This is a genomic window from Algoriphagus sp. A40, assembly GCF_002002735.1.
Classification (GTDB): domain Bacteria; phylum Bacteroidota; class Bacteroidia; order Cytophagales; family Cyclobacteriaceae; genus Algoriphagus.
Genome location: NZ_MUNY01000039.1, coordinates 127233 through 151242, shown reverse-complemented (window position 1 = coordinate 151242; position 24010 = coordinate 127233). Strand labels below are relative to the sequence as shown.

18 protein-coding genes are annotated in these 24010 nt (G+C 44.0%); all 18 read left to right on the top strand.

Annotated features, from left to right (window positions below; translation table 11 throughout):
* Positions 1 to 17 precede the first annotated feature (17 nt).
* The 18 genes from B0E43_RS26520 to B0E43_RS26435 all read left to right on the top strand — a co-directional run bounded on the left by B0E43_RS26520 (position 18) and on the right by B0E43_RS26435 (position 24005).
* Positions 18 to 1280 (top strand): c-type cytochrome, encoded by a 1263-nt coding sequence (locus tag B0E43_RS26520; protein WP_077347389.1) that lies wholly within the window; start codon positions 18 to 20, stop codon positions 1278 to 1280.
* Positions 1281 to 1319: 39 nt separating this feature from the next.
* On the top strand, positions 1320 to 4400 hold the full coding sequence (locus tag B0E43_RS26515; protein ID WP_077347387.1) for a TAT-variant-translocated molybdopterin oxidoreductase: 3081 nt from the start codon (positions 1320 to 1322) through the stop codon (positions 4398 to 4400).
* Between the two features lie 17 nt (positions 4401 to 4417).
* Entirely contained in the window at positions 4418 to 5782 is a 1365-nt protein-coding gene (gene nrfD, locus B0E43_RS26510; protein WP_077347385.1) for an NrfD/PsrC family molybdoenzyme membrane anchor subunit, read from the top strand.
* 2 nt (positions 5783 to 5784) lie between these two features.
* Positions 5785 to 6315, top strand: a complete 531-nt coding sequence (locus B0E43_RS26505) for a DUF3341 domain-containing protein (protein ID WP_077347383.1) — start codon at positions 5785 to 5787, stop codon at positions 6313 to 6315.
* 13 nt (positions 6316 to 6328) lie between these two features.
* Complete coding sequence (locus tag B0E43_RS26500; protein WP_077347381.1) at positions 6329 to 7021, top strand: cytochrome c; 693 nt, start codon at positions 6329 to 6331, stop codon at positions 7019 to 7021.
* A gap of 2 nt (positions 7022 to 7023) precedes the next feature.
* On the top strand, positions 7024 to 8322 hold the full coding sequence (locus tag B0E43_RS26495; protein ID WP_077347379.1) for a quinol:cytochrome C oxidoreductase: 1299 nt from the start codon (positions 7024 to 7026) through the stop codon (positions 8320 to 8322).
* Between the two features lie 24 nt (positions 8323 to 8346).
* A complete protein-coding gene (locus tag B0E43_RS26490) occupies positions 8347 to 9384 on the top strand; it encodes a cytochrome c oxidase subunit II (protein WP_077347377.1) in 1038 nt (345 codons plus the stop codon).
* A gap of 11 nt (positions 9385 to 9395) precedes the next feature.
* A complete protein-coding gene (locus B0E43_RS26485) occupies positions 9396 to 11282 on the top strand; it encodes a cbb3-type cytochrome c oxidase subunit I (RefSeq protein WP_077347375.1) in 1887 nt (628 codons plus the stop codon).
* Positions 11263 to 12342 (top strand): heme A synthase, encoded by a 1080-nt coding sequence (locus B0E43_RS26480; protein ID WP_077347373.1) that lies wholly within the window; start codon positions 11263 to 11265, stop codon positions 12340 to 12342. Before B0E43_RS26485 ends, B0E43_RS26480 begins: the two co-directional genes overlap by 20 nt.
* A 2-nt stretch (positions 12343 to 12344) precedes the next feature.
* Complete coding sequence (gene cyoE / locus B0E43_RS26475; protein WP_077347371.1) at positions 12345 to 13250, top strand: heme o synthase; 906 nt, start codon at positions 12345 to 12347, stop codon at positions 13248 to 13250.
* Positions 13251 to 13253: 3 nt separating this feature from the next.
* Positions 13254 to 13835: a cytochrome c oxidase subunit 3 gene (locus B0E43_RS26470; RefSeq protein WP_077347369.1), complete on the top strand. Its 582-nt coding sequence runs from the start codon at positions 13254 to 13256 to the stop codon at positions 13833 to 13835.
* A gap of 28 nt (positions 13836 to 13863) precedes the next feature.
* Positions 13864 to 14640 (top strand): cytochrome c oxidase subunit 3, encoded by a 777-nt coding sequence (locus B0E43_RS26465; protein ID WP_077347367.1) that lies wholly within the window; start codon positions 13864 to 13866, stop codon positions 14638 to 14640.
* Positions 14641 to 14660: 20 nt separating this feature from the next.
* Positions 14661 to 14990: a cytochrome C oxidase subunit IV family protein gene (locus B0E43_RS26460; protein WP_077347365.1), complete on the top strand. Its 330-nt coding sequence runs from the start codon at positions 14661 to 14663 to the stop codon at positions 14988 to 14990.
* A gap of 165 nt (positions 14991 to 15155) precedes the next feature.
* Complete coding sequence (locus B0E43_RS26455; protein WP_077347363.1) at positions 15156 to 15824, top strand: SCO family protein; 669 nt, start codon at positions 15156 to 15158, stop codon at positions 15822 to 15824.
* Positions 15811 to 16365 carry a DUF420 domain-containing protein gene (locus tag B0E43_RS26450; protein WP_077347361.1) on the top strand — a complete coding sequence of 185 codons (555 nt, stop codon included), beginning with the start codon at positions 15811 to 15813 and terminating at the stop codon, positions 16363 to 16365. The genes B0E43_RS26455 and B0E43_RS26450 overlap by 14 nt, the downstream gene beginning before the upstream one ends.
* A 126-nt stretch (positions 16366 to 16491) precedes the next feature.
* Positions 16492 to 16737, top strand: coding sequence for a hypothetical protein (locus B0E43_RS26445; protein ID WP_077347359.1), 246 nt, complete (start codon positions 16492 to 16494; stop codon positions 16735 to 16737).
* Between the two features lie 54 nt (positions 16738 to 16791).
* Positions 16792 to 20496: an ATP-binding protein gene (locus B0E43_RS26440; RefSeq protein WP_077347357.1), complete on the top strand. Its 3705-nt coding sequence runs from the start codon at positions 16792 to 16794 to the stop codon at positions 20494 to 20496.
* A 44-nt stretch (positions 20497 to 20540) separates the two neighbouring features.
* Positions 20541 to 24005 carry a hypothetical protein gene (locus B0E43_RS26435; RefSeq protein ID WP_077347355.1) on the top strand — a complete coding sequence of 1155 codons (3465 nt, stop codon included), beginning with the start codon at positions 20541 to 20543 and terminating at the stop codon, positions 24003 to 24005.
* Positions 24006 to 24010: the final 5 nt, after the last annotated feature.

The window sequence follows — 24010 nt, the reverse complement described above, 5'->3', positions numbered from 1 at the left end:
ATTTAATTAGCTATAATATGTTATCCAAACGCTCGTTAGTAGGGATTCGATTGAGTTTCCAGACGCTGGCAGTGCTGCTTTTCATGCTGATTGGGGTTTCGGCTTACGCTGCGGATCCGGCTGTGGTAAGCAGTGAAGAAGCGATTGCAGCAGGTAAAACTGTTTTCAATGCAAATTGTAAAACATGCCACAAACTCGATCAAAAATTGATCGGCCCAGCCTTGAGAGGGGCAACAGATCGACAAGCTGTAGATCTTGTAAAAGCCTTTATCAAGAACTCTCAGGCTGTCATCGCGTCAGGAGATTCATATTACACCAGTTTGTTTAAGGAGTACAACAACACGGTGATGATCTCCCATGAGTTTTTGTCTGACGCTGACCTGAACAATCTGCTTTCTTACATCGAGCATGGTGACAAGGTTGATCCGGCAGCGGCTGCAGCAGTTGCAGCAGGCGGAGAGGCTGGCGGAGCTACAGGAGGAGGAATTCCAAGCGAGTACCTGTCAATTATCCTGGGTGTTTTGGTTATCGTGTTGGTGTTGATTTTGGTTGTGTTGGGATTGATTATTTCAGTTTTGACCAAGTATATCAACAAGCAGGATCTTCCAGAGGACGACAAAGAATTCGTTTCTCAAAAAACTGATATTTCTAAAATTTTTAAAAGTGACGCCTTTATTATAGTAGTAACTGCCCTGGTTATTGCTCTGGTGGCTAAAACTGCAATTGACGGAATCTATTCTGTCGGTGTGCAGCAAGGCTACGCACCTGCTCAGCCGATTGCATTCTCCCATGCATTGCATGCAGGTGACAAAGAAATTGCTTGTCAGTATTGCCATACCGGTGTTGAAATCGGAAAATCAGCTAACATTCCATCTGCCAACATTTGTATGAATTGTCATACACATATTCAAAATGTCGGTGGCAAAGAAGGAATCTCACCTGAAATAGCTAAAATCTATGCAGCAGTTGACAACAATCAACCTATCGAATGGGTGAGAGTTCATAACCTTCCTGACTTGGCATACTTCAATCATTCACAGCACGTAGCTGTTGGCGGTATCGAATGTCAGACTTGCCACGGACCTATTCAGGAAATGGAAGTGGTCGGGCAACACAGCTCCCTAACTATGGGCTGGTGTATTGATTGTCATAGACAGACTGAAATTGCTACAGATGGCAATGCCTATTACGACAAGTTGGTTCAACTTCACTCGGATTCCAAAGATGCTCTGAAAGTAAAAGACATCGGTGGCTTGGAGTGTGCGAAGTGCCACTATTAATTCCTTATCCTTTTTGCTAATTCATTCCTAGAAATAAAAATGAAGGAAAATAAGAAAACCTACTGGAAAGGGCTCGAGCAACTCAGCAACGATCCGGAGTTTGTAAAGCATGCCGACAGGGAGTTTGCGGAACTTCCGACTTCACTCAATGAAGATGGCAGTGCATCCCGAAGAGATTTTCTCAAGGTGATGGGTTTCAGTTTGGCTGCTGCTACTTTGGCTGCTTGCGAGGCGCCTGTAAGAAAAGCAATTCCTTATGTGAATAAGCCGGTTGATATCAACCCGTCCATTCCAAACTATTACGCTTCTACCTTTACTTCAGGCGGTGATTATGCTGCTGTGGTAGTAAAAACAAGGGAAGGCCGACCGATCAAAATTGACGGAAATGAGCTTTCTCCTATAAATAAAGGAAAAGTCAATGCTATCGTGGAAGCTTCTGTGCTTTCTCTTTACGACAAGCAAAGACTAGCCGGTCCTATGATCGGTGGTACTGCTGCCGAATGGAAGGCCGTTGATGAGCAGGTGAAAGCAAAACTTGCTTCCGCAGGTACAGTGAAAGTAGTGGCCAACACCATTCTTTCTCCAACCACGATTGAGGCATTGAATCAGTTTTCGGCTGCATTCGGTGGTGCGGAAGTGATCATGTATGATCCGATTTCCAACTATGGAATTACAAAGGCTTCTGAAACCTATTACGGTCAGGCTGTCCTTCCTTCCTATCATTTTGACAAAGCAAAAACCATCGTATCTTTTGGTGCTGACTTTTTAGGCACTTGGATTTCTCCGATTGAGTTTGCTGCTGCTTACGCAAAAACAAGAAAGATCAGCAAGGACAAAGCTGAGATGTCGAGACATTATCAGTTTGAGTCCAACTTGTCCCTAACCGGTGCAAATGCTGATTACAGAACTCCGATCAAAGCTTCACAAAGCGGATTGGCTGTTTTGGCACTTTACAATGCGATTGCAGGCAAGGCTGGTGCTACTGCAGTTTCTGCTCCTAAAGTAGAAATCGCAAACTTGGATAAAGCAGCAAATGACCTTTGGGCTGCTAAAGGCGCTGCCTTAGTAGTGTCAGGATCCAATGATCCAAATGTCCAAATCGTTGTTCATGCAATCAACGAATTGTTGGGTAGCAATGGAACAACTGTTGACTTCACTGCTCCGGTTAACTTCAGAAAAGGGAATGATGCCCGCATGAATCAGTTTGTAGCAGAACTGAAAGGAGGACAAGTAGGAGGAGTGATTTTCTACAACTGTAACCCAGTTTATGATCACCCACGAGGTGCTGAAATCGCTGAAGGTATTGCCAAGGCTAAAGTAAGTGTGGCTACTAACGGAACTTTGGATGAGACTTCATCTCTGGTTCAGATCGTAGCTCCCGACCACCACTTCCTGGAATCTTGGAATGACTTTGAACCTAAATTGGGTCAATTCTCCCTTTCTCAACCTACCATATCACCACTTTTCAATACTCGCCAGGCTCAAGATTCCTTCTTGACTTGGGCTGGTTCTGCCACTCCTTATTATGATTTCCTTCAGAAAAGCTGGGAGTCTTCTCTGTTTACTCAAGTAGAGGCAGGCGGGACTTTCCTTGAATTCTGGGACAGGTCACTTTACAATGGAGTGGTTGCGGTTGCAAAATTAGGAGCTTCAGTTGTTCCAGTTGGAGATGTAGTCGCAGCAGCAGCGGGTGTCGCTCAAGCTTACAAAGCTGACAATGCAGGAGCCGAATTGATCATCTACTCCAAAGTAGGTATCGGTAACGGTGCTTTTGCAAATAACCCTTGGCTTCAGGAAATGCCTGATCCGATCACCAAAGCTACATGGGACAACTACCTGACTGTTTCTCAGAAATGGGCGACAGACAATGGAGTGTCCATGGTAGAAGAAAATACCATGAAAGCTTCGATTACCGTAAACGGCAAAACCCTGATTGTCCCAATTTTGGTTCAGCCAGGTCAGGCTAACGGTACTTTCGGTTTGGCACTTGGATATGGAAGAACCAAAGCGGGACGAGTAGCGAATGGAGTAGGGGTAAATGCCTATGATTTGCTGGATGCTTCCAAAGGCTTTGTGAATTTTGACATTACTGCAGGAGTAGAGGTAGCTATTACCGGTGATTCATATAAGATCGCCCGTACGCAAACTCACCAGACTTTCATGGGACGTGAAAACGTAATCCAGGAAGCTACTTTGGCAGAATATAAAACTGACGCTTCAGCTGGCCGATACAGACCTGAAATCTACAAAGACGGTGAATTTATAAAGCCATCCAAGATTTCCCTTTGGAGTGGGCACCAATACAGCCAGCATCACTGGGGTCTTGCCATCGATATGAACTCTTGTATCGGTTGCGGTGCGTGTACAGTTGCTTGTCAGGTAGAAAATAACGTAGCCGTAGTTGGCAAGCAGGAAGTTCTCAACAGAAGAGAAATGGCTTGGATCCGAATCGACCGCTATTATTCTTCAGATGCTCCGGCTGATGATCTTTCAGGAATGGAAGTCGCCGCCGAAAATCCGGAAGTAACCTTCCAGCCGATGATGTGTCAGCAATGTAACAACGCTCCTTGCGAGACTGTTTGTCCTGTTGCCGCAACTACGCACTCCTCTGAGGGTCTCAACCAAATGACTTATAACAGATGTATCGGTACGAGATATTGTGCCAACAACTGTCCATATAAAGTACGTCGATTCAACTGGTTCAAATACCATGACAACAAGGACTTCGCAGGAGTGAACATCGCTCAAAACGATGACTTGGGTAAAATGGTCTTGAACCCTGATGTAACTGTCCGTGTACGTGGTGTAATGGAAAAATGCTCCATGTGCGTACAGCGGATTCAGGCTGGTAAGCTGACTGCCAAGCGCGAGAAGCGTAAGCTTCAGGATGGTGAGGTAAATGTCGCCTGCGCCGTGGCTTGTCCTACTGATGCTTTGGTATTCGGAGACATGAATGATCCAAGCAGCAAGGTTTCTAAACTTCTGAAGATTGAGGAGAATACTTCAGCATTGAAGGAAGTAGGAGAAGAGCGTGCTTACCACGTGTTGGAAGAGATCAACGTTAGCCCTAACGTTTGGTACTTTACCAAGATCAGAAATAAAGAGAAAAACGAAGCGTAATCATAATTTTATAAACTATGCAGGTTACTTCATCCGTACGTGAGCCGTTAGTTACTGGGGGGAAATCCTACCATGACGTAACACACGATGTGGCGCGCCATGTGGAAGCCAAACCAAATATCAGATGGTTTCTGGCTTTTCTTACCTCAGCTGGTGTTTTGGCATTAGGATCTATCGCTCTACTTGCGACTCTCTGGGAAGGGATCGGTATGTGGGGTCTCAACAAAACAGTAGGTTGGGCTTGGGACATCACCAACTTCGTGTGGTGGGTGGGTATCGGTCACGCCGGTACACTGATCTCAGCGGTACTGTTGCTTTTCAGACAGAAGTGGAGAACATCCATCAACCGTGCAGCGGAAGCGATGACCATCTTCGCCGTAATCTGTGCCGCGATGTTCCCGGTAATTCACATGGGTCGTCCTTGGCTTGGTGCCTATTGGGCACTTCCACTACCAAACACCTTTGGTTCGCTTTGGGTAAACTTTAACTCTCCGCTTCTTTGGGACGTTTTTGCGATCTCTACCTACTTCTCAGTTTCACTGGTATTCTGGTACATCGGTTTGATTCCTGATTTTGCCACCATCCGTGACCGAGCTACCGGTTTGAGAAGAACCATTTACGGAGCGCTTTCTTTTGGATGGGATGGAGCTGCCAAAACCTGGATGCGTTATGAATCAGTTTCTTTGATTCTTGCAGGTTTGGCAACACCTCTTGTACTTTCTGTACACACGATCGTATCCTTTGACTTTGCTACTTCGGTTATTCCGGGATGGCATACCACGATCTTCCCTCCATACTTCGTTGCCGGTGCGATTTTCTCCGGTTTTGCGATGGTATTGACGCTGATGATCGTCACCAGAAAGGTTTACAAACTGGAAGATTACATTACAATCGGTCACATCGAATTGATGAACATCGTTATCATCATCACCGGATCGATAGTAGGTATCGCCTATATCACAGAATTTTTCATCGCCTGGTATTCAGGAGTAGAGGCTGAGCAATACGCATTCATCAACCGTGCAACCGGTCCTTATTGGTGGGCTTATTGGTCAATGATGACCTGCAACGTGATTTCTCCGCAGCTTTTCTGGTTTAAGAAAATCCGTACTTCCATTGTAGCAACCTTTGCTTTGTCTATTGTTGTGAACATCGGGATGTGGTTCGAGCGATTTGTTATCATCGTGACCTCTCTTCACAGAGATTACCTGCCGTCTTCTTGGGCTATGTTTTACCCAACTTGGGTTGACGTGGGAGTTTACATGTTCACGTTTGGGTTGTTCTTCACCTTATTCTTCTTGTTTGCGAAGTTCTTCCCGGTGATCAACATGGCTGAAGTAAAAGCTGTACTCAAGTCTTCATCCGAAAAAGTGCATAAATAATCATGGAAAAGGATACACATTTTATTCTGGGAGTTTACGACGATGAGGACGTATTGCTCCATGCAGTAGAGGAAGTAAGAGGTAGCGGTGTGAGAATCCACGAGGTATATTCTCCCTATCCGGTTCACGGATTGGAGCATGTATTGGGATATAAGAGAACCCGGCTTCCTATCGCAGCCTTCCTTTTTGGAATGCTAGGAACTACCCTCGCTTTGACCATGCAATTTTACATGATGCGCTTTGACTGGCCAATGATTATCGGTGGTAAAGACTACGCAGCATTCCCTGATTTCATTCCGGTATCATTCGAATTGACGGTACTTTTGGCATCGTTTGGTATGGTGAGTGTGTTTATGATCAGCTCAAATCTTAAACCTTGGGCTCAGCCTAGAATTTTCGACGTGAGATCAACGGATGATAAGCACATCATGGCAATTGATATCGCGAACAACAGTGCTTTGGAAGTGGAGAAGATCAAAGAGATCCTGAAATCTTCCGGTGCGACTGAGGTAAATAAAAAAAGTTTTGAATAGAAAATCCGGATATATGAAAATTGCAAAAGCATTAATTTTCGGAGGTTCTGCACTGGCCATTTCCTTTTTGGCCGGATGTAAAGCCGGAGGCGAAAACCAAGGGCTTGAATATGCACCTCAGATGTATCATTCAGTAGCGTATGAGCCCTTGACCCAGATCAAAGATGAGTCTCAGGGAAGTTGGCTTTCTACTCGTGAAGATGGAAAAGGAGAGTTTTTCAACTCTAACATCCACAACCCTCACGCGATGAACATGCGTGAGCCAGTGGCCAATACAGTTCCGAGGAACAAGCAAGGATATTTGCCTTATAGATTGAAGGCTTTTGAATTGGAACCGGCTGCATTGACCAAAAATCCGGTTGAAAGTTCAGACGCAGTTTTGAAACAGGGAGAGGCACTTTATCTGCAGTATTGTAATGCATGTCATGGTAAAGGCGGTCAAGGCGATGGCAAAGTTGGTGAAGTCATTGGCGGTGTCGCTAACCTGACTGGCGGAGCTTATGTAAACCTTCCGGAAGGTCATATCTTCCACGTCATTACCAAAGGAAAAGGCAGAATGGGAGCTCATGGTTCTCAGATTCCTGAAGAAAGCAGATGGAAAATTGTTCACTATGTCAAACAAGTTATTCAAGGTCAGGCTACAGCAGCTGCTCCGGCACCTGTTGCAGATTCTACCGCGGTAGCACAAGTAACCCCAGCTAACTAATCATGGCGCATCACGGCGAACAACACTATAATCTGGAGCAGCGATTTGATTTTACGGCTGCTACCAAGAAGTCAATCATGACCGTTTTGGTCATTGGTGCAATCCTTTTGGGTATCGGAATCGTCCTGGCAATGACTGGCGGTGGACACCATGAGGAAGCTGGAGAAGCTGGAGGGCATGCCTTCCACTGGTACGAGCGGCTTTATGCCAACCTTTGGATCAACAACGTATTCTTTACAGGTATCGCAATTGTAGGAGTTTTCTTCTTTGCGATCCAGTTTGCAGCTCAGGCAGGATGGTCCACTCCGCTTTTGAGAGTTATGCTTTCATTCGGTAATTGGCTTCCAATTGCAGGCATTTTGATGATTGCAACCTTCTTCTTGGCAAACCATGACCTTTTCCACTGGACTCATGCTTATCTGTTTGATAAAAATGATCCCCAGTATGACAGCATCATTGACGGGAAAGGTTCATTCTTCTACTGGCCAATGGAAAAGGGGACTTTCCCGATTTTCTATGTAGCCAGAATGGTCATCTTCTTCGGATTTTGGGTTTTCTTCTTCAACAAGTTCAAGCAAATTTCCGCTCAGGAAGACCAATTGGGAGGAACCTCTCATTGGTTTAAAATGAGAAGTTGGGCTGCTTATTTCCTAGTGTTCTTTGCAGTATCGTCTTCAATTTCAGCTTGGGATTGGGTGATGTCCATTGATACACACTGGTTCTCTACTTTATTTGGCTGGTATGTTTTTGCTTCTTGGTTTGTTTCAGGTCTTTCCGCCATTACGCTGTTGACCATTTTCCTTAAAGGAAAAGGCTACTTGGAAATGATCAATCAAAACCACATCCATGACTTGGGTAAATTTGTTTTTGGTTTCTCTATTTTCTGGACTTACCTCTGGTTCTCCCAGTTCCTGTTGATCTACTACGCCAACATACCTGAAGAAACAGTTTACTTCGTGGAGAGGTTGACAAGCGATGTTTATGGACCGTTTATTTTTGTAAACATTGGCTTAAACTTCTTCCTTCCTTTCCTAGTTTTGATGACTAGGGATGCGAAAAGACACGGTATTTTTCTAAAAGTTGTGTGTAGCATATTGTTGGTTGGTCATTGGATTGATTTCTTCCTGATGATTCAGCCGGGTACATTGGGTCACAATGGAGGAATTGGATTTATGGAAGTTGGAATGTTTCTGGTTTATGGTTCCTTGGTTACCTTGGTAGTCTTGGGAGGTCTGGCTAAGAAAAACCTGATTGCGAAAAATCACCCAATGCTTGAAGAAAGCTATCATCATCACATTTAATTACTTATCCGAAAAAACTAAGATATGTACGGATTTCTGATTGGAGTAGGGGTTCTTCTGTTACTATCCATAATATGGATGGTCTACAGAATTCAAACCTTGGTTTCTGTAGTAAAGGGTTCAGATAAGAAAATTGCTACTGGCAGCAACAAGGTCAATGCAATTCTTTTTGTCCTGTTTCTCGTGGGTACCACCATTTTAATGTTCTGGTATTCGATTAAGGAGTTTGACAATTACCAAATGCCTGTGGCTTCGGAACATGGTGTCATCACCGACAAATTGTTTTGGATTTCGATGGCAGTGACTGGTGTTGTATTCCTGATCACGCACATTTTGCTTTTCATTTTTCCTTACAAGTATCAATACAAGGAAAATAGAAAAGCAACTTTCTATCCTGATAACAACAAGCTGGAAATCATCTGGACGGTAGTTCCGGGGGTGGTTTTGGCCGGATTGGTTATTTCTGGTTGGATGGCTTGGTCGGATATCACTGCACCGGCACCCGAAAAGGCCCACGTTGTTGAAATCATGGGATATCAGTTTGCATGGGAAGTAAGATACCCAGGTAAAGACAATGTACTTGGAGACTACGATTACAGACTGATCAATGCTTCCAACTCTCATGGTGTTGACTTTACTGACAAAAATGCGATCGATGATTTCCCCTCTCCAGTTGTGGTAATTCCTAAAGGTGAACCAGTCCTTTTCAAAATTAGAGCCCGTGACGTTTTGCACTCAGTTTTTGCTCCGCACATGAGATTGAAAATGGATGCAGTACCAGGTATGGCGACTCGTTTTTGGTTTATTCCTACCAAGACTACTGCGGAAATGAGAGCGGAGCTTAATGATCCGGAATTCGAATATGAAATAGCTTGTACAGAAATCTGTGGGCGTGGACACTTCTCAATGAGAAAAGTGATAGAGGTGGTAGAGCCTGAGGCATACCAAAAGTGGTTGACAGAACAGAAATCTTTCATTCAGCAAAATCCTGCTTTGGCAGTGAATCCATCCGCTGATAAGAAGGAACTGGCAGAAATTCAATTGAGCGAAAGTAATAAATAAAATTATAGGTTATGGCGACAGCATCTGCGGCACATCATGACACCGCCCACGATCATCACGATCATGAGCATCATGATAATTTTATAACAAAATATATCTTCTCCCAGGATCATAAAATGATCGCCAAGCAGTATTTGGTGACAGGTATTTTCTGGGCAATCATCGGTGGCTTCCTATCAGTTCTTTTCAGATTGCAATTGGGTTTTCCCGATATGAGTTTGGAATTTCTCCGTCCTCTTTTGGGAGGTTGGATTGACGAGTCTGGGAAACTTGATCCTACATTCTACTTGGCCTTGGTCACCATGCACGGTACCATTATGGTATTCTTTGTATTGACTGCGGGATTGAGCGGAACATTCTCCAACTTCCTGATTCCTCTTCAAATCGGTGCCCGTGATATGGCTTCCGGATTTATGAATATGATTTCCTACTGGTTGTTCTTTGTTTCCGGTGTGATCATGTTTATTTCCCTGTTTATCAAAACAGGTCCTGCTGGCGGTGGCTGGGTTGTTTATCCTCCTCTTTCAGCTTTGGAGCAAGCAATTCCAGGTTCAGGATTGGGTATGACGCTTTGGTTGATTGCAATGACTTTCTTCATCGCGTCCTCCCTTATGGGCGGTATCAATTATATCACCACTGTCATTAACTTGAGAACAAAAGGGATGTCTTTTTCAAGACTTCCTCTGACCATCTGGGCATTCTTCCTGACTGCCGTCATCGGTTTGTTGTCCTTCCCGGTTTTGTTCGCAGCTGCCTTGTTGCTTGTATTTGACAGAAGCTTTGGGACTTCATTCTACCTTTCTGATATCTATGTAGCAGGTGAGGCACTTCCAAACACAGGTGGTAGCCCGGTATTGTTCCAACACTTGTTCTGGTTCCTTGGACACCCTGAAGTTTACATCGTGTTGTTGCCGGCCTTGGGTATTACTTCTGAAGTAATTGCGACAAACTCTAGAAAGCCTATTTTCGGATATAAGGCGATGATTATTTCCATGCTTGGAATTACGATCCTTTCCTTTATTGTTTGGGCTCACCACATGTTCGTTTCAGGGATGAATCCATTCCTTGGATCCATCTTCATGTTCCTTACATTGATTATTGCGGTACCATCAGCTGTGAAAGTATTCAACTACCTGACTACTCTTTGGAGAGGTAACTTGATATTCACTCCTGCTATGCTGTTCTCTATCGGTCTGGTATCGTTCTTCATTTCAGGTGGTTTGACTGGTATTTTCCTCGGTAACTCAGCTATTGATATTCAATTGCATGACACCTATTTTGTGGTAGCTCACTTCCACTTGGTAATGGGTTCTGCTTCCTTCTTCGGAATGGTGGCTGGTGTTTACCACTGGTTCCCTAAGATGTTTGGAAGAATGATGGATGCCAAATTGGGTTACATTCACTTCTGGTTGACATTTACTGGGGTTTATTTGGTGTTTTTCCCAATGCACTACATCGGTATTGCAGGATTCCCAAGAAGGTATTATTCCTGGACGAACTTCAGCTTTACTGAGCTTTATACTGACCTTAACATGTTTGTGTCTGCGGCAGCAATTATCACTTTTGCAGCCCAGTTTATCTTCCTTTTCAACTTCTTCTACAGCATGTACAGAGGAAGAAAAGCAACCTTGAATCCTTGGAGATCCAACACAATCGAGTGGACTACTCCATTGCATCCTGGCCATGGCAACTGGCCTGGCGAAATCCCTGCAGTTTACAGATGGCCTTATGATTATTCTAAGCCTGGAGCTGCGGAAGATTTCATACCTCAGACTGTTCCTCTATCCCAGACTCCTGAGTCCAACCTTCCTCATGAGCAGGAACAAGTGAAACTTGAACTGGAAATCATAAAAGAGGAAGCTGAGGTTTTGGTTGGAAATGAATCAAAGCACCACTAATACTTCGATAAACAGCTTTCGCCGGGTTTCAACACTGACGGTGATAGCTGTTTATTTTCTGATTTTGGTTGGTGGGATAGTGCGAAGCACAGGCTCAGGAATGGGTTGTCCCGATTGGCCAAAATGTTTCGGGAGTGTGATTCCTCCTACACATGTCGATCAACTCCCGGTAAATTACCAGGAGATATATCTTCAAAAAAGAATTGCTAAAAACGAAAGGTTTGTAGCTACCCTTGACAAGTTGGGTTTTAAAGAAAAAGCCAACCAGATAGCCAATGATAAATCCATCTTGGTAGAGGAGGAATTCAACGCCACCAAAACCTGGATTGAATACATCAATCGCCTTTTGGGTGTAGTTATCGGTTTGTTGATTATCCTTACAGTTTGGAAATCTTTCAAACTTTGGAAGGTAGATAAATGGATCCCGATCTATTCCTTGGTTTCTCTAGTATTGGTTTTGTTTACCGGATGGATTGGTTCGATCGTTGTTTCCACCAATTTGTTGGCCTGGATGATCACCTTTCACATGCTGCTAGCTTTGGCTTTGGTCGGCGTTTTATTGTACGTCAATCACCGGTCGGAAAGACTTCAAAAAGGTCATGTGGTGAAAGCAGATGTTCCTTCCAAAATTCAATGGGTTCTTGTTCTTGGGACAGTTTTGATGCTGGTTCAGGTAGTATTAGGTACTCAGGTCCGGGAGCAAATCGATCAGATTTCTTTCGTTCTTGGAGATTTGTTCAGGGAAGAATGGATTGATCGGTTAGGAGTGGATTTCATAATCCATAGATCCTTTTCAATTGTCCTGCTTGGAGTGCACATCTTGTACTTTATCTGGGCCTTTCGCTATACGGTACGAAGGTCAAAAGTTAACCTTTGGTCACAAGTATTAATGCTGGTTATCCTGCTGGAAATTGCGACCGGAATTGGCATGGCATACTTCGGTATTCCGGCATTTCTTCAACCCATTCACTTATTGCTTGGGTCTTTGATTTTGGGAATTCAGTTTATGCTGATCCTGCAGTTGAAAGACCATTTACAGTTTAAGTTAAATTCAAATTGATAATGAGGACAGTTGACGTAACTGACCATTCTATATCCACTTTGATCCGTGATAGGATCAAAGCATATTCAGACTTGATCAAGCTGAGGCTTTCAGCTTTGGTTACTTTCTCGGCTGTGTTCGGTTATATCCTTGGTGATACCGGTGCCAGCTTTGGATGGTCCGGTTTTCTGGGCTTGGCTTTAGGCGGTTTTCTGATTTCAGGTGCCTCAGGTGCTGCCAATGAAATCATGGAACGTGACTTGGACAAGTTGATGAAACGAACCCAAAACCGTCCCCTTCCCCTTCAATTAATTTCCCTTCAGGAGGCTTATTGGTTTACCTCTTTGGTGGCTGTTCTAGGAATTGCCCTTCTTTGGATTTTCACCAATCCATTGACTACCTGGCTTGGGATTTTGAGTATGGTGTTATACGTGTTTGCTTATACACCTCTGAAAAGAGTAGGACCTATTGCGGTTTTCGTAGGCGCAATTCCCGGTGCGATGCCTCCTTTGTTAGGCTGGACAGCAGCTACCGGTGCCATTACCTATGAAGCCCTGATAATTTTCGGGATTCAGTTTATTTGGCAGTTTCCTCATTTCTGGGCAATTGCCTGGGTTAGCGATGAGGATTACAAAAGAGCCGGATTCAAACTATTACCAAGTGGGGGTGGTCAGGATTTGAATACTGCAATTCAAATTATGATTTATACACTCTTCCTGCTTCCATTGGGTTTGTTGCCAAGTTATTTTGGATTGACGGGCCTGAATTCAGGAATTGTGGCGACTGTTTGCGGAGTTCTGTTCCTTGCACAGACTTTCTCCCTGATGAGAGATTGTTCCCGTAAATCGGCCTTAAAGATAATGTTTGGTTCATTTCTATACTTACCTATCGTGCAGATTGCCTATCTGCTCGACAAATTGCCTTAAGTCATGGAAAGAGAACTTAAATACGCAGATTTGGTTGAACAGCCTATCTCCATGAACCCAAAGAAATTTGCTCTTTGGTTGTTTATGGTTTCCGTGGTGATGGTTTTTGCCGGATTGACAAGTGCTTACATTGTGAGACAGTCTGAGGGAAATTGGCTGGAATACGATCTTCCTGAAATATTCTGGGTCACTTCCGGCATAGCCCTTCTTAGCAGTGTAACCCTACATTGGGCCTATTATTCTGCACGAAAGGATAATTTCGCGAACCTAAAAATCGGGATGGTGCTTACTGTTTTGTTGGGAATTGCATTCCTGGTGGGACAGTGGTATAGCTGGGTGGCCATGGTGGATCGGGAGGTTTTCTTTGTTGGCAATCCGTCTGGTTCATTTCTTTATGTTTTCACCGGACTGCATGCAGTGCACCTGATATCCGGTGTGATATTTCTTATTATTGTATTAATTTCGACCTTCAGACTGAAGGTTCATTCCCGAGCTTTGAATACTATGGAAATGGCCACTACTTACTGGCATTTTCTAGGTGGCTTGTGGCTATATCTGTTTATGTTTTTGCTTCTGAATCATTAAAATAAAACCTGGTACAAATCAATAAATTATGTCTGCGCATTCTACTGCTATTGGAATAAGCTCGAAACGAGGCGTTTGGAATGGAGGTAACGAACCCCTGAAGGCCAGCTATGGAAAACTCATGATGTGGTTTTTCCTGCTTTCCGACATCTTCACTTTTGCGGCTTTCCTGATTACATACATATCCATTCGTGTGAGCTACCCGGCCTACGCTGGACCAGCAGATACCTTTGCCGGCTCAAATGAGTATTGGCCTGTGCCGGAGATGGTGTTTGAAGCACTTCCTTTTCTTCACGGAGTACAGGCACCCTTGATTTTCGTCGGAATCATGACCTTTATCCTGATCGCCAGCTCTGTGACCATGGTACTTGCGGTAGAAGCTGGTCATAGAAATGACAGAAATGACGTAGTAAAATGGATGCTTTGGACATTGGTAGGAGGTATTACCTTCCTTAGCTGCCAAGCTTGGGAGTGGAATCACTTTATCCATGGTACAGATGGCGGAAGTGTAATGACCTATGTTAATTCGCTAGGAAAAGTCGTTCAGGAGACTGTATTCGGTGCTAACCTGCACGTGAACGAATATGGACCTGCCGGCTTTGCTCAGTTGTTTTTCTTTATCACCGGTTTCCACGGATTCCACGTGACTATCGGAGTGTTTTTACTTTTCCTATGCTTCTACCAAGCGGCAGTTGGGGTTTATGATAAAAGAGGCCACTATGAAATGGTAGAAAAAATCGGGCTCTATTGGCACTTTGTAGATCTGGTTTGGGTATTCGTATTTACCTTGTTCTATCTGATCTAAGCATTTAAAATCTTTGAAATATGGAAATTCAAGAAAACAAATCAACCCTGGTAGTTGAGACGCGCAACGAAGAAAAGATCAAGAAAATCTGGAAAACTGCAGGTATCCTGCTGGCGATCACCGTTGTGGAATTTATCATGGCTTTTACCATGGGTCGTGGAATCTTGCTTTATGGTGCCTTTATGGCCTTGACGGTTTGGAAGGCAAAATACATTATGCTGGAATTTATGCACTTGGGTGACGAAGTGAAGCCTTTGTTTTACTCGATCATTGTGCCTTTGATTTTCCTTGTGTGGTTGATTATTGTTCTCGTCAAAGAAGGTTCTGAGATCTTCCTTATGCGTTGGTAAAAAATCGATTTATTCAATAAAAAGGCAGGTTGAGGTGAATCACTTCAACCTTCTTTTTTGTTATTAGACTATTATGAAATCGAGCATGACTCAAATGTTACACAGAGGAAAGATTACTATTCATGCGAGATTCCATCTGACCTTTGAAAAATAAGTAATAAACAGATGAAAGGATTAAGATTATTGCAGGGAATGGTGTTGGTGTGCATCCTGTTGATTCCTGTTTTGGTATTCCTGTTTTTGAGAGGGTTTGGGAAAAACGAATATGACCTTCCTATTTTTTTCCAAAAGGGAGTCGATAATCCATTTCAGGAGTGTCCGGTAACCGATACCACCCAACATTTTATTCCAGAGTTTTCTTTTCCCAATCAGGAAGGTATTCCAGTTGGTCGTGCTGAAATGGAGGGAAAAATCACAATTGTGGATTTCTTTTTTACCTCCTGCCCAAGCATCTGTCCGGTCATGTCCAAGGAAATGGAGCGGGTCAATGATATGTTTCGGGACGAACCAAAAGTTCAGATTATGTCTATCAGCATTGATCCGGAGTATGATACACCTGCGATTTTGAAAGAATATGCCGATGAGCACAATGCTATTCCCGGTAAATGGCACTTTCTTTCCGGGCCAAAAGCAGAAACCTACGCTTTGGCTCGTTGCGGATTTGTGATCCCCACTATTGATGGAAATGGGGTTCCTGATGACTTTGTCCATACCGATAAATTCATGCTTATAGATGAATTAGGTCGAATTCGTGGCTACTACAGCGGAACAAATCGAGAGGATGTGGACTTATTGATGTTAGAAACAAAAGTACTATTGCATGGCAGCAAATAAGGCAGCAACGCTTCAGCAGGAAGCAAAAGTGAAAAATTGGATCATTGGGATTTCTATTGTGATTCCATTGGCCGTGGCGGTTTTACTTTTCATGCCGGCCAAGATCACAACCCTGGGTGATTGGGTTTATTTTCTGCCACATCTGAATGCAGTGATCAATACCTCGGCTTCAGTTGCACTTATTGTTGGGTTGATTTTCATTAAGAAAAAGCTATACCATTACCATGGTGCCACGATGACTGTTGCGTTTGCTTTAGGAGCTGTTTTCCTGATTTCCTATGTGGTGTACCATGGTGCGGCAGAAAGCACGAGCTTTGGAGGGGAGGGTCTGATCCGCTCGGTTTATTACTTCCTGTTGATCACTCACATCATCTTGGCGGCTGTCGCGTTGTTTCCGATTCTTTTCGCTTACTATTATGGCTATACCGACCAGCGTGAAAAACACCGGAAAGTGGTTAAATTTGCCTATCCGATTTGGCTTTATGTGTCCATCAGCGGAGTGATCGTTTACCTGATGATCAGTCCTTATTACACACATTAATTAAATCCTCCGGACTCGTCCAGATGGAATTTGAAAGCGGAGACACGGAATAGAAGATGATAGTAAAGTTTGAATTGGTTTGGGAATTCAAATCAACAAACCCAATTAGCGGTAAATTAGATTAGCATGAAACGTAAATATTTCCTTCTCGTCATTTTCTTCCTGGTTTTTCAGGTATCCAGCTGGGCACAGTGCTCCATGTGCCGGGCATCGGTGGAAAACAACGTCAGCAACGGGGAAACCACCATTGGCGCAGGATTGAACAACGGTATCCTATATCTCTTTGTCATGCCTTACCTGATGGCAGCGGTTATAGGCTTTTTATGGTATAGAACAGCCAAAAAACGGAAGGCAAAACTCTCTCTCCGATAAGAGATGCAAAAGCAAAGTTTGATACCAGACTTTGCTTTTTTATTTTTAGCCTAAATGAGCTTCCAAACCCGCAGGCTGGTCATCCTGATCAGCGTAATTTCTCTTCTGATAGTTCTGATTTTGAATTTTTTCGTTTTTCAGAAAAGCGAAGAAGAGAAATACGTTGGGGCAATCCAAAACAAAATCCAGCTGGTAGACAACCAGTTTGATGAAGATTTTATCCGGGTTTTGATGGAAGTTCGCCCCGAGGAACCGATCACTTTTGAGCGTGTCAGCAATCCTGACCACAGACATCCATTTTTTGTTTTGGATGCAGGTGGGCAGCTGCTCTTTTGGTCTGATTTCACCCTTACTCTTGATTTTTCAGGATTGGACCTCTCCCAGGAATACCAGCTTTTGGAAGATCCATTTGGGACTTTTTTTGTGAAAGTCCGGAAAATCAATCGAAATTCTACTGACTATTATCTGGTTCATGTGCTGCGTCTGATCTGGCCAGGATCTATTGAAAACGACTATCTCAAAACCGGACCAAACCCTGATTTTTTCGGAAATGATCGTTTTCAGCTTTTTTCCAACCCTTCCGATGGTGCGTATCAGGTAAATTCTGTATCCGATAAACCAATTTTCGGAATAAGTTTTCAACTGGGATATGAGCCTGTTGGCAGAGTTTCCAACACTGCACTGCTTGTTTTCATTTGCTCGGTATTTCTGCTGTATTTCCTGTTGAGCTTTGATTTTCTGCGAAAAAAATGGCGGAAAGGGTATCCCTGGCAGACCATCGGTTATGGTTTGTTAATTCTGGTTACCGTCAGGGCATTTATGCTTTTGTTTAATTTTCCGGGGGATTATTTTGAATTTCCCCTTTTTGATCCGGTCAACTATGCCTCCTCCTGGCTTAATCCAAGTCTGGGTGACTTGATGCTCAATACCGGATGCGCAGTGTTTATCCTGGGTTTGACCATTTACCAGCTTTATTCAAAAAGAGCCTTTCAAAAGGTGGCAACTCTTGATCATGGCCGGAACTTTGAGATCGGTTTGGTGTTGGCCATATCCATCAGTACGTTCTTTTTTGCGTTGGTATGGTTTCTTCCCAGGGATCTCATTTTCAATTCCCAATGGGTACTCGACATCCGTTCCATCCCAACATTTGACTGGTTCAAAGGCCTGAGTTTTTTTATTCTCTTTTTGTTCGGATCGGTCTATGTGCTTATCTCATTGACATTATTCAGTCTATTGCTCAGTGTCAGAGGCAATAAACGAATCTATTACAATTACCTGGTTATTATCGGGACACCCCTCTTGGGAATTGCTTTTTACTTCAGCTTTTGGCTTGGGATGGTTTGGTTGATCCATCTTTTTTTCTTGTTCAGCATCATCCGCTTTGAGCTTTTTCAGAATGTTTTTCGATTGGGGCTCGATACTTTTTTGACCTTTTTTTATGCCTGCCTGATCACTGCTACCATCATTGGAGTGAGCACTTTTCAATCCGAAAGAGAGCGCTTGATTCTTTCAAAAACCAGATTTGCCAATCAGAACCTGATCGAAAATGATGTGATGACGGAGTTTTTTCTTGGGGATATTTTCAACAGGGTGAAAAATGACCTTTTCATTCAGAACCGGATGGCTGACCCTTTGCTTTCTAAAGACCCAGTTGAAACCAAGATCCGGCGGATTTACCTCGATAATTACTTTGATCAGTTTGAAGTAGTAGTTCGGATTTTCTCGGCAACTGGACAACAAATCCAAGGTCCGGCCGAAAGGCAAGAATTGAAAGAATTGAGACAGGAATACGTGAAAAGCGACCTCGCCACCGGGGTGAGAGATCTGTATTTTATTAGGGGAAAGGAGACTACCGCCAGCAATAAGTTCGTGGCGTTTATACCGATTTTGAGGGAAGATAATTTGCTTGGAACGGTTTATCTGGAATTGAACCAACTTCGAATCCAGCCAGGAAGTGTATATCCCAAGCTTTTGTTGGATCGGAAATATGCCGAAAAGCTGGATCCTTTGAATTATGACTATGCGGTATTTCAGGGAAAAGAACTGCTGCGAAGCTCAGGTACCTTCAATTACAACCAGGGGGAATTTTCGGAAATTTTGAACCGTAATCAGTTGTTTCAAAATGGGGTGCTATTTCAAGAATATCATCATTTTGGATTGAGAAATGGGGATGAAGTGATCCTGCTTTCCTCTCCCACGATTTCCCTTTCGCAGTTTTTTGGAAATATTTCCCTGTTTTTTGTAGCCTTTGTTTTTATGACTTTTTTGGCGATTCTTTTGAATACGCTGTTTAAAGGCTATCGGGATTTTGAGTTCAATTACTCCACCAAGCTTCAGTTGTACCTGAATTTTGCCTTCTTTTTCCCCATCATCATTATATCCATCATCACGATTGGATTGCTGGGAGGGAGTTATCGGGACGATCTCAACAGGCAATACATCGAGAAGGCAAGTCTGATCCGGAGCAATCTGGGTGCTTTTTTCAACAACCAAAATCCTGCAAGCGTGGACCGCGACTTGCTCAATGAAGAAATCAATGCGTTGGCAAATACCATCGCCAGTGATATCCACCTGTATACTCCGACCGGATACCTCGAATCGACAAATCGCCCGAATATTTTTGACAAAAAAATTCTTTCTCCCTGGATCAATCCTTCTGCCTTGGCTGGAATCACGGAGAAAAATCAAATCCAACTCCTGCTGGACGAGAAAATAGGGAAGCTGAGATATCAGACAGTCTATTTAGCCGTGCCGTCCCAAGTGGATCAATCCAATATTGGCATTTTGGCCGTGCCGTTTTTCGAGTCGGAGACTGAACTCAATTCTTTGATTTCGGATGTTTTGAGCAATATTTTCAATGCCTTCGTGGTCATCTTCATCCTCTTTTTGATCGTTTCCTCCTTTGTTTCCAAGAATCTGACTTTGCCATTCAAGCTGCTTACGCAAAAATTAAAGGCGACCAATCTGGAAAATAACGAACCCATGTATTGGTCCTCCAAAGATGAAATCGGCTTGCTGGTCAACGAATACAACAACATGCTTTATAAATTGGAAGCCAGTAAAAAGGTACTAGCTTCCACTGAAAAGGAATCTGCTTGGCGGGAAATGGCCAAGCAGGTCGCCCATGAAATCAAAAATCCGCTTACTCCGATGAAGCTTACCCTGCAGCACTTGCTCCGATTGGAGCAGGAGGGGAAGCTGGAGGATCAGCAAAAGCTCCGCAAATCGTTGGAAACCTTGATCCATCAAGTGGATGCATTGAGTGGGATTGCGTCTTCATTTTCCACTTTTGCAAAAATGCCACTGCCCAAAAATGAGCTGATGAATTTCAAAGGTGTGGTAAACAAAGTCCTGGAACTGTTCAAAAATGACAAGCGAGTTCAGTTAGATTTTCAGGACGATTCCTTTACCGATGAGATTACCATCATGGGGGATGACAAGCTCTTTGGCCGGGTGATATCCAATCTGATCATCAATGGAATCCAGGCAGTCCCTCAGGAAGAAGCACCCCACATCCGCATCTGGTTGTGGATGACCGAGCAGGCGGTGTTTCTTGAAATCACCGACAATGGGAAAGGGATTCCGCCAGAGCTTCGGGACAAAATCTTTATCCCCAACTTCAGCACCAAGTCAACTGGATCAGGTCTTGGTTTAGCTATCGCAAAAAGCGGTGTGGAGACTGCGGGAGGCAAGATTTGGTTTGATACCGAACTTGGGAAAGGGACGACATTTTATCTCACCTTTCCTCTGATTCAATAAACATGGTTTTTAGTACCTTGAAAGAAATAGGCTGATAGTTTTCAATGCGTTTTTGGATCGTTTCCTGGGTTTTGCTTTTTGGCTTGACTTGGTCTGCTCAGGCTCAGGAGAAATGCCGCTGGTTTACAGCATCCTATTTTGAAACTCCCGGCGAACTGGATTCTCTTTCGGCTATTCAGGAAAGTATCCGAGTGCTGGATAAAGCCGGGAAAACGTATCCTTTCAAATATAACCTTTCCAATCGCACACTTCAAATCGACTTTGAATCAGCTGCAAAGCCGGATTCGGTCCAGGTTTGCTATCGGACTTTGGCCATTCGACTGGATCAGACTTTTGCCAGAAGAACTTTAGAGGCCAATTATGATTCCATGGCCATGTTCAAGGACAACCGGGTCCAGGCTATCCCGGAATTTGACATTCGGGAGGAGCTTTTCCCAAGTACTACTCTTTACAAAACCGGAAGTCTGACCCGTGGTGTTTCTTTTGGAAATACCCAAAATGTGTTTGTGAATTCAGCCTTGAATCTCCAACTGGAAGGAGATATCGGAGAAAATCTGAAAATCCGGGCAAGCATCACCGACCAAAACGTTCCTTTTCAACCCGAAGGAAATACTCAGCAAATCCAGGATTTTGACAATGTTCTGATTGAGCTTTTCAATGAAAACTTCAGCCTTGCGGCAGGTGATGTGGTGTTGCAGCAAAGGCAATCGGAGTTTCTCCGTTACTACAAAAACGTCCAGGGTCTGCAGTTTACCTCCAAGTACAAAATGAAGGAAAACTGGGAGGCGAGTTCTCAGGGATTTGTCTCGGTTGCCAAGGGGAAATTTGCATCGATCCAACTTCCGATTTTGGAAGGAGTGCTTGGGCCATATCGGGTCAGCGGCCCAAACAATGAGCGATTCGTGATCATCATGGCCAACTCCGAGCGGGTTTTTCTGGATGGAAAGCAGCTTCAGCGGGGATTCAACGCCGATTACGTGATTGACTACAACCAGGCAGAGATCACCTTTACTCCCAAAGTGCTGATCACTCAGTATTCTCGGGTCCGGGTTGATTTTGAATTTGCAGAGCGAAATTATTCCCGTTCGATTCTGGGGGCAAATCACTTGCAGACCAATGGGAAAGTCGATTTCTATGTCAATTATTATCAGGAAAAAGACAATCGAAACCGACCGCTTTTCACGGAATTTACGCAGGAAGAGCAGGCCCTTTTGGCATCGGTTGGAGATTCTATTGAAAATGCTGCTATTCCAAGGATCGATTCGGTGGCCTTTGATCCCACCCGGATTTTGTATGAAAAAGTAGGCGAAGTCGATGAATTTGGAAATCCGCTCACCTATTACAAATATTCCACCGATCCCGAATTGGCTCATTTCGCCCTTTCCTTTTCCCAAGTCGGAGCGGGCTTTGGGGATTATCGACGGGTCAATCAGCTTTCCAACGGGACGGTTTTTGAATATTTGCCCCGATTAAATGGTCAGCCTCAGGGGGATTATTCAATTTTGACTCAGCTTCCCGCGCCTGACAGCAAGAGAATGACCACCGCCGGCACCCGGATCAAATTGGGTGAATATGAAAAAGTGTATACCGAAGTTGCGCTTTCTTCAGTGGATAAAAACCTGTTTTCATCCCTGGATGACGACGACAATCAGGGCTTGGGTTGGAAAGTTGGATTGCAGTCCGAAAACCGTGAACTGGGGATTTTCAAAGGCTATCGCTTCAAAGGTTTGACTGAATTCGAGTACAACTCGACCAATTTCAATTTTATCGACAGGTTCAGATACATCGAATTTGACCGGGATTGGGGACTTTCACCCGAAACATTGGAAGCTGATGCTGCAGAGCGATTTTTTCTGACTCAGGTTGGCCTGGAAAAAGATGCCCTGAACTTATTCAATTACAAGCTTTATCTCCGAAACCGGGAAAATGTCCTCAATGGGTCACAGCATACTGCCAATTGGAATACTGAAATCGGAAAAAGGCTGCGGATCCGCCAGGAGTTTTTCAGGCTGCATAGTGATCAGGACACCCTGACTTCGGATTGGACCCGGTATTTGGGGAATGTAAATTTTCAGTCAAAGCTTCTTGTCCCAGGCTATCAGTTTTCTATTGACCGGAATGCCCTGAAAAACACAGAAACCGATTCGATTGTGAGCACGGCGATGAATTTTCAGGAACATTTGGTTTACCTGAAAAGCAATGATTCTCTCAGTTATGCATTTTCTGCAGATGCAGCTTGGCGGGAGGATCGCTTGCCAGTGGCCGGAATTCTCCTGGACGATACGCAGGCCTTTACCTCCAATTTTTCATTCAGAAAACAATGGGCCAATCACAGCTTGGGAAGCACTTTCACTTACAGGGAACTGGAATATCTGAACAGGGATTTGCCGACAGAATTGACTTTGCTGGGAAAAGTGGACTATTCGGGAAATCTTGGAAAAAACCTGATCCGCAACGAAATCAGCTATGCGATCGGCAATGGCCGCGAACTCCAACGTGAATTTGTCTACCTGCCGGCCACCAACGGAGACGGAACCCACACCTGGAGAGATGATAATGGCGACGGGATTCAACAGCTGAATGAATTTTACATTGCCATCAACCCGGAAGAAAAGCAGTACATCAAGATTTTTGTCCCGACAGACACCTATGTTCAAGCTTACACAAGTTTGCTCAATTATCGGATTCAGGCAAAGTTTCCTGAAGGTTGGAAGGAGTCGGGAGGAGTTCGGCAATTCCTTCACCGGTTTTCCAATACCTCCAGTTTGAGTGTGGAGAAGAAAGTGACCTCGGATGACTTTTGGGATCGGGTGAATCCTTTCATCGGATCGGTGGAGCGGGACCAGATCCTTTCATTGAGACAGATCATCCGGACAAGTTTCTTTTTCAACAGAGCTTCGGCAAAGTATGGTTTTGACCTCTCGCTCTTCGATTCTCAGTTGAAGCAGTTGCTTTCCGGAGGTTTTGAGGATCAGATCCAACAGGACTGGAAGCTGAATACTAGGTACAATTTCAATTCCGTGATGACTTTGAGAATCCTGGGCAGTACCGGCAACCGGATTTCGGCTTCGGATTTCCTGGAAAACCGGAATTACTTTATTGATCAATCCAGCATCGGGCCTGAACTTGCCTGGCAGCCGACACCGTTTTTCAGAACTACCGGCATGTATTCTTTTACCGGAAAGCAAAACACCGAAAACCTGGAATTTGAAGAAAAAGCCCAAATCCATCAACTGGGACTGGATGTTCGCTTTGCTAAAGCAATCAAAACCACGCTGACAGGCAATTTGAAATTTATCCAGATCGACTACAACGGAGAGGTGAACTCTCCTGTGGGTTATGAAATGCTCCAGGCATTGACTCCCGGAACAAACATCACTTGGTCGCTCAACTGGCTCCAAAAGATAGGAGAGGGGCTTCAACTCAACTTGGTCTATGAAGGCCGAAACTCCGAAGGTCTGGAAAGGATCGTCCATGTGGGTAGGATGCAAGTCTCCGCGCTGTTTTGATAAAA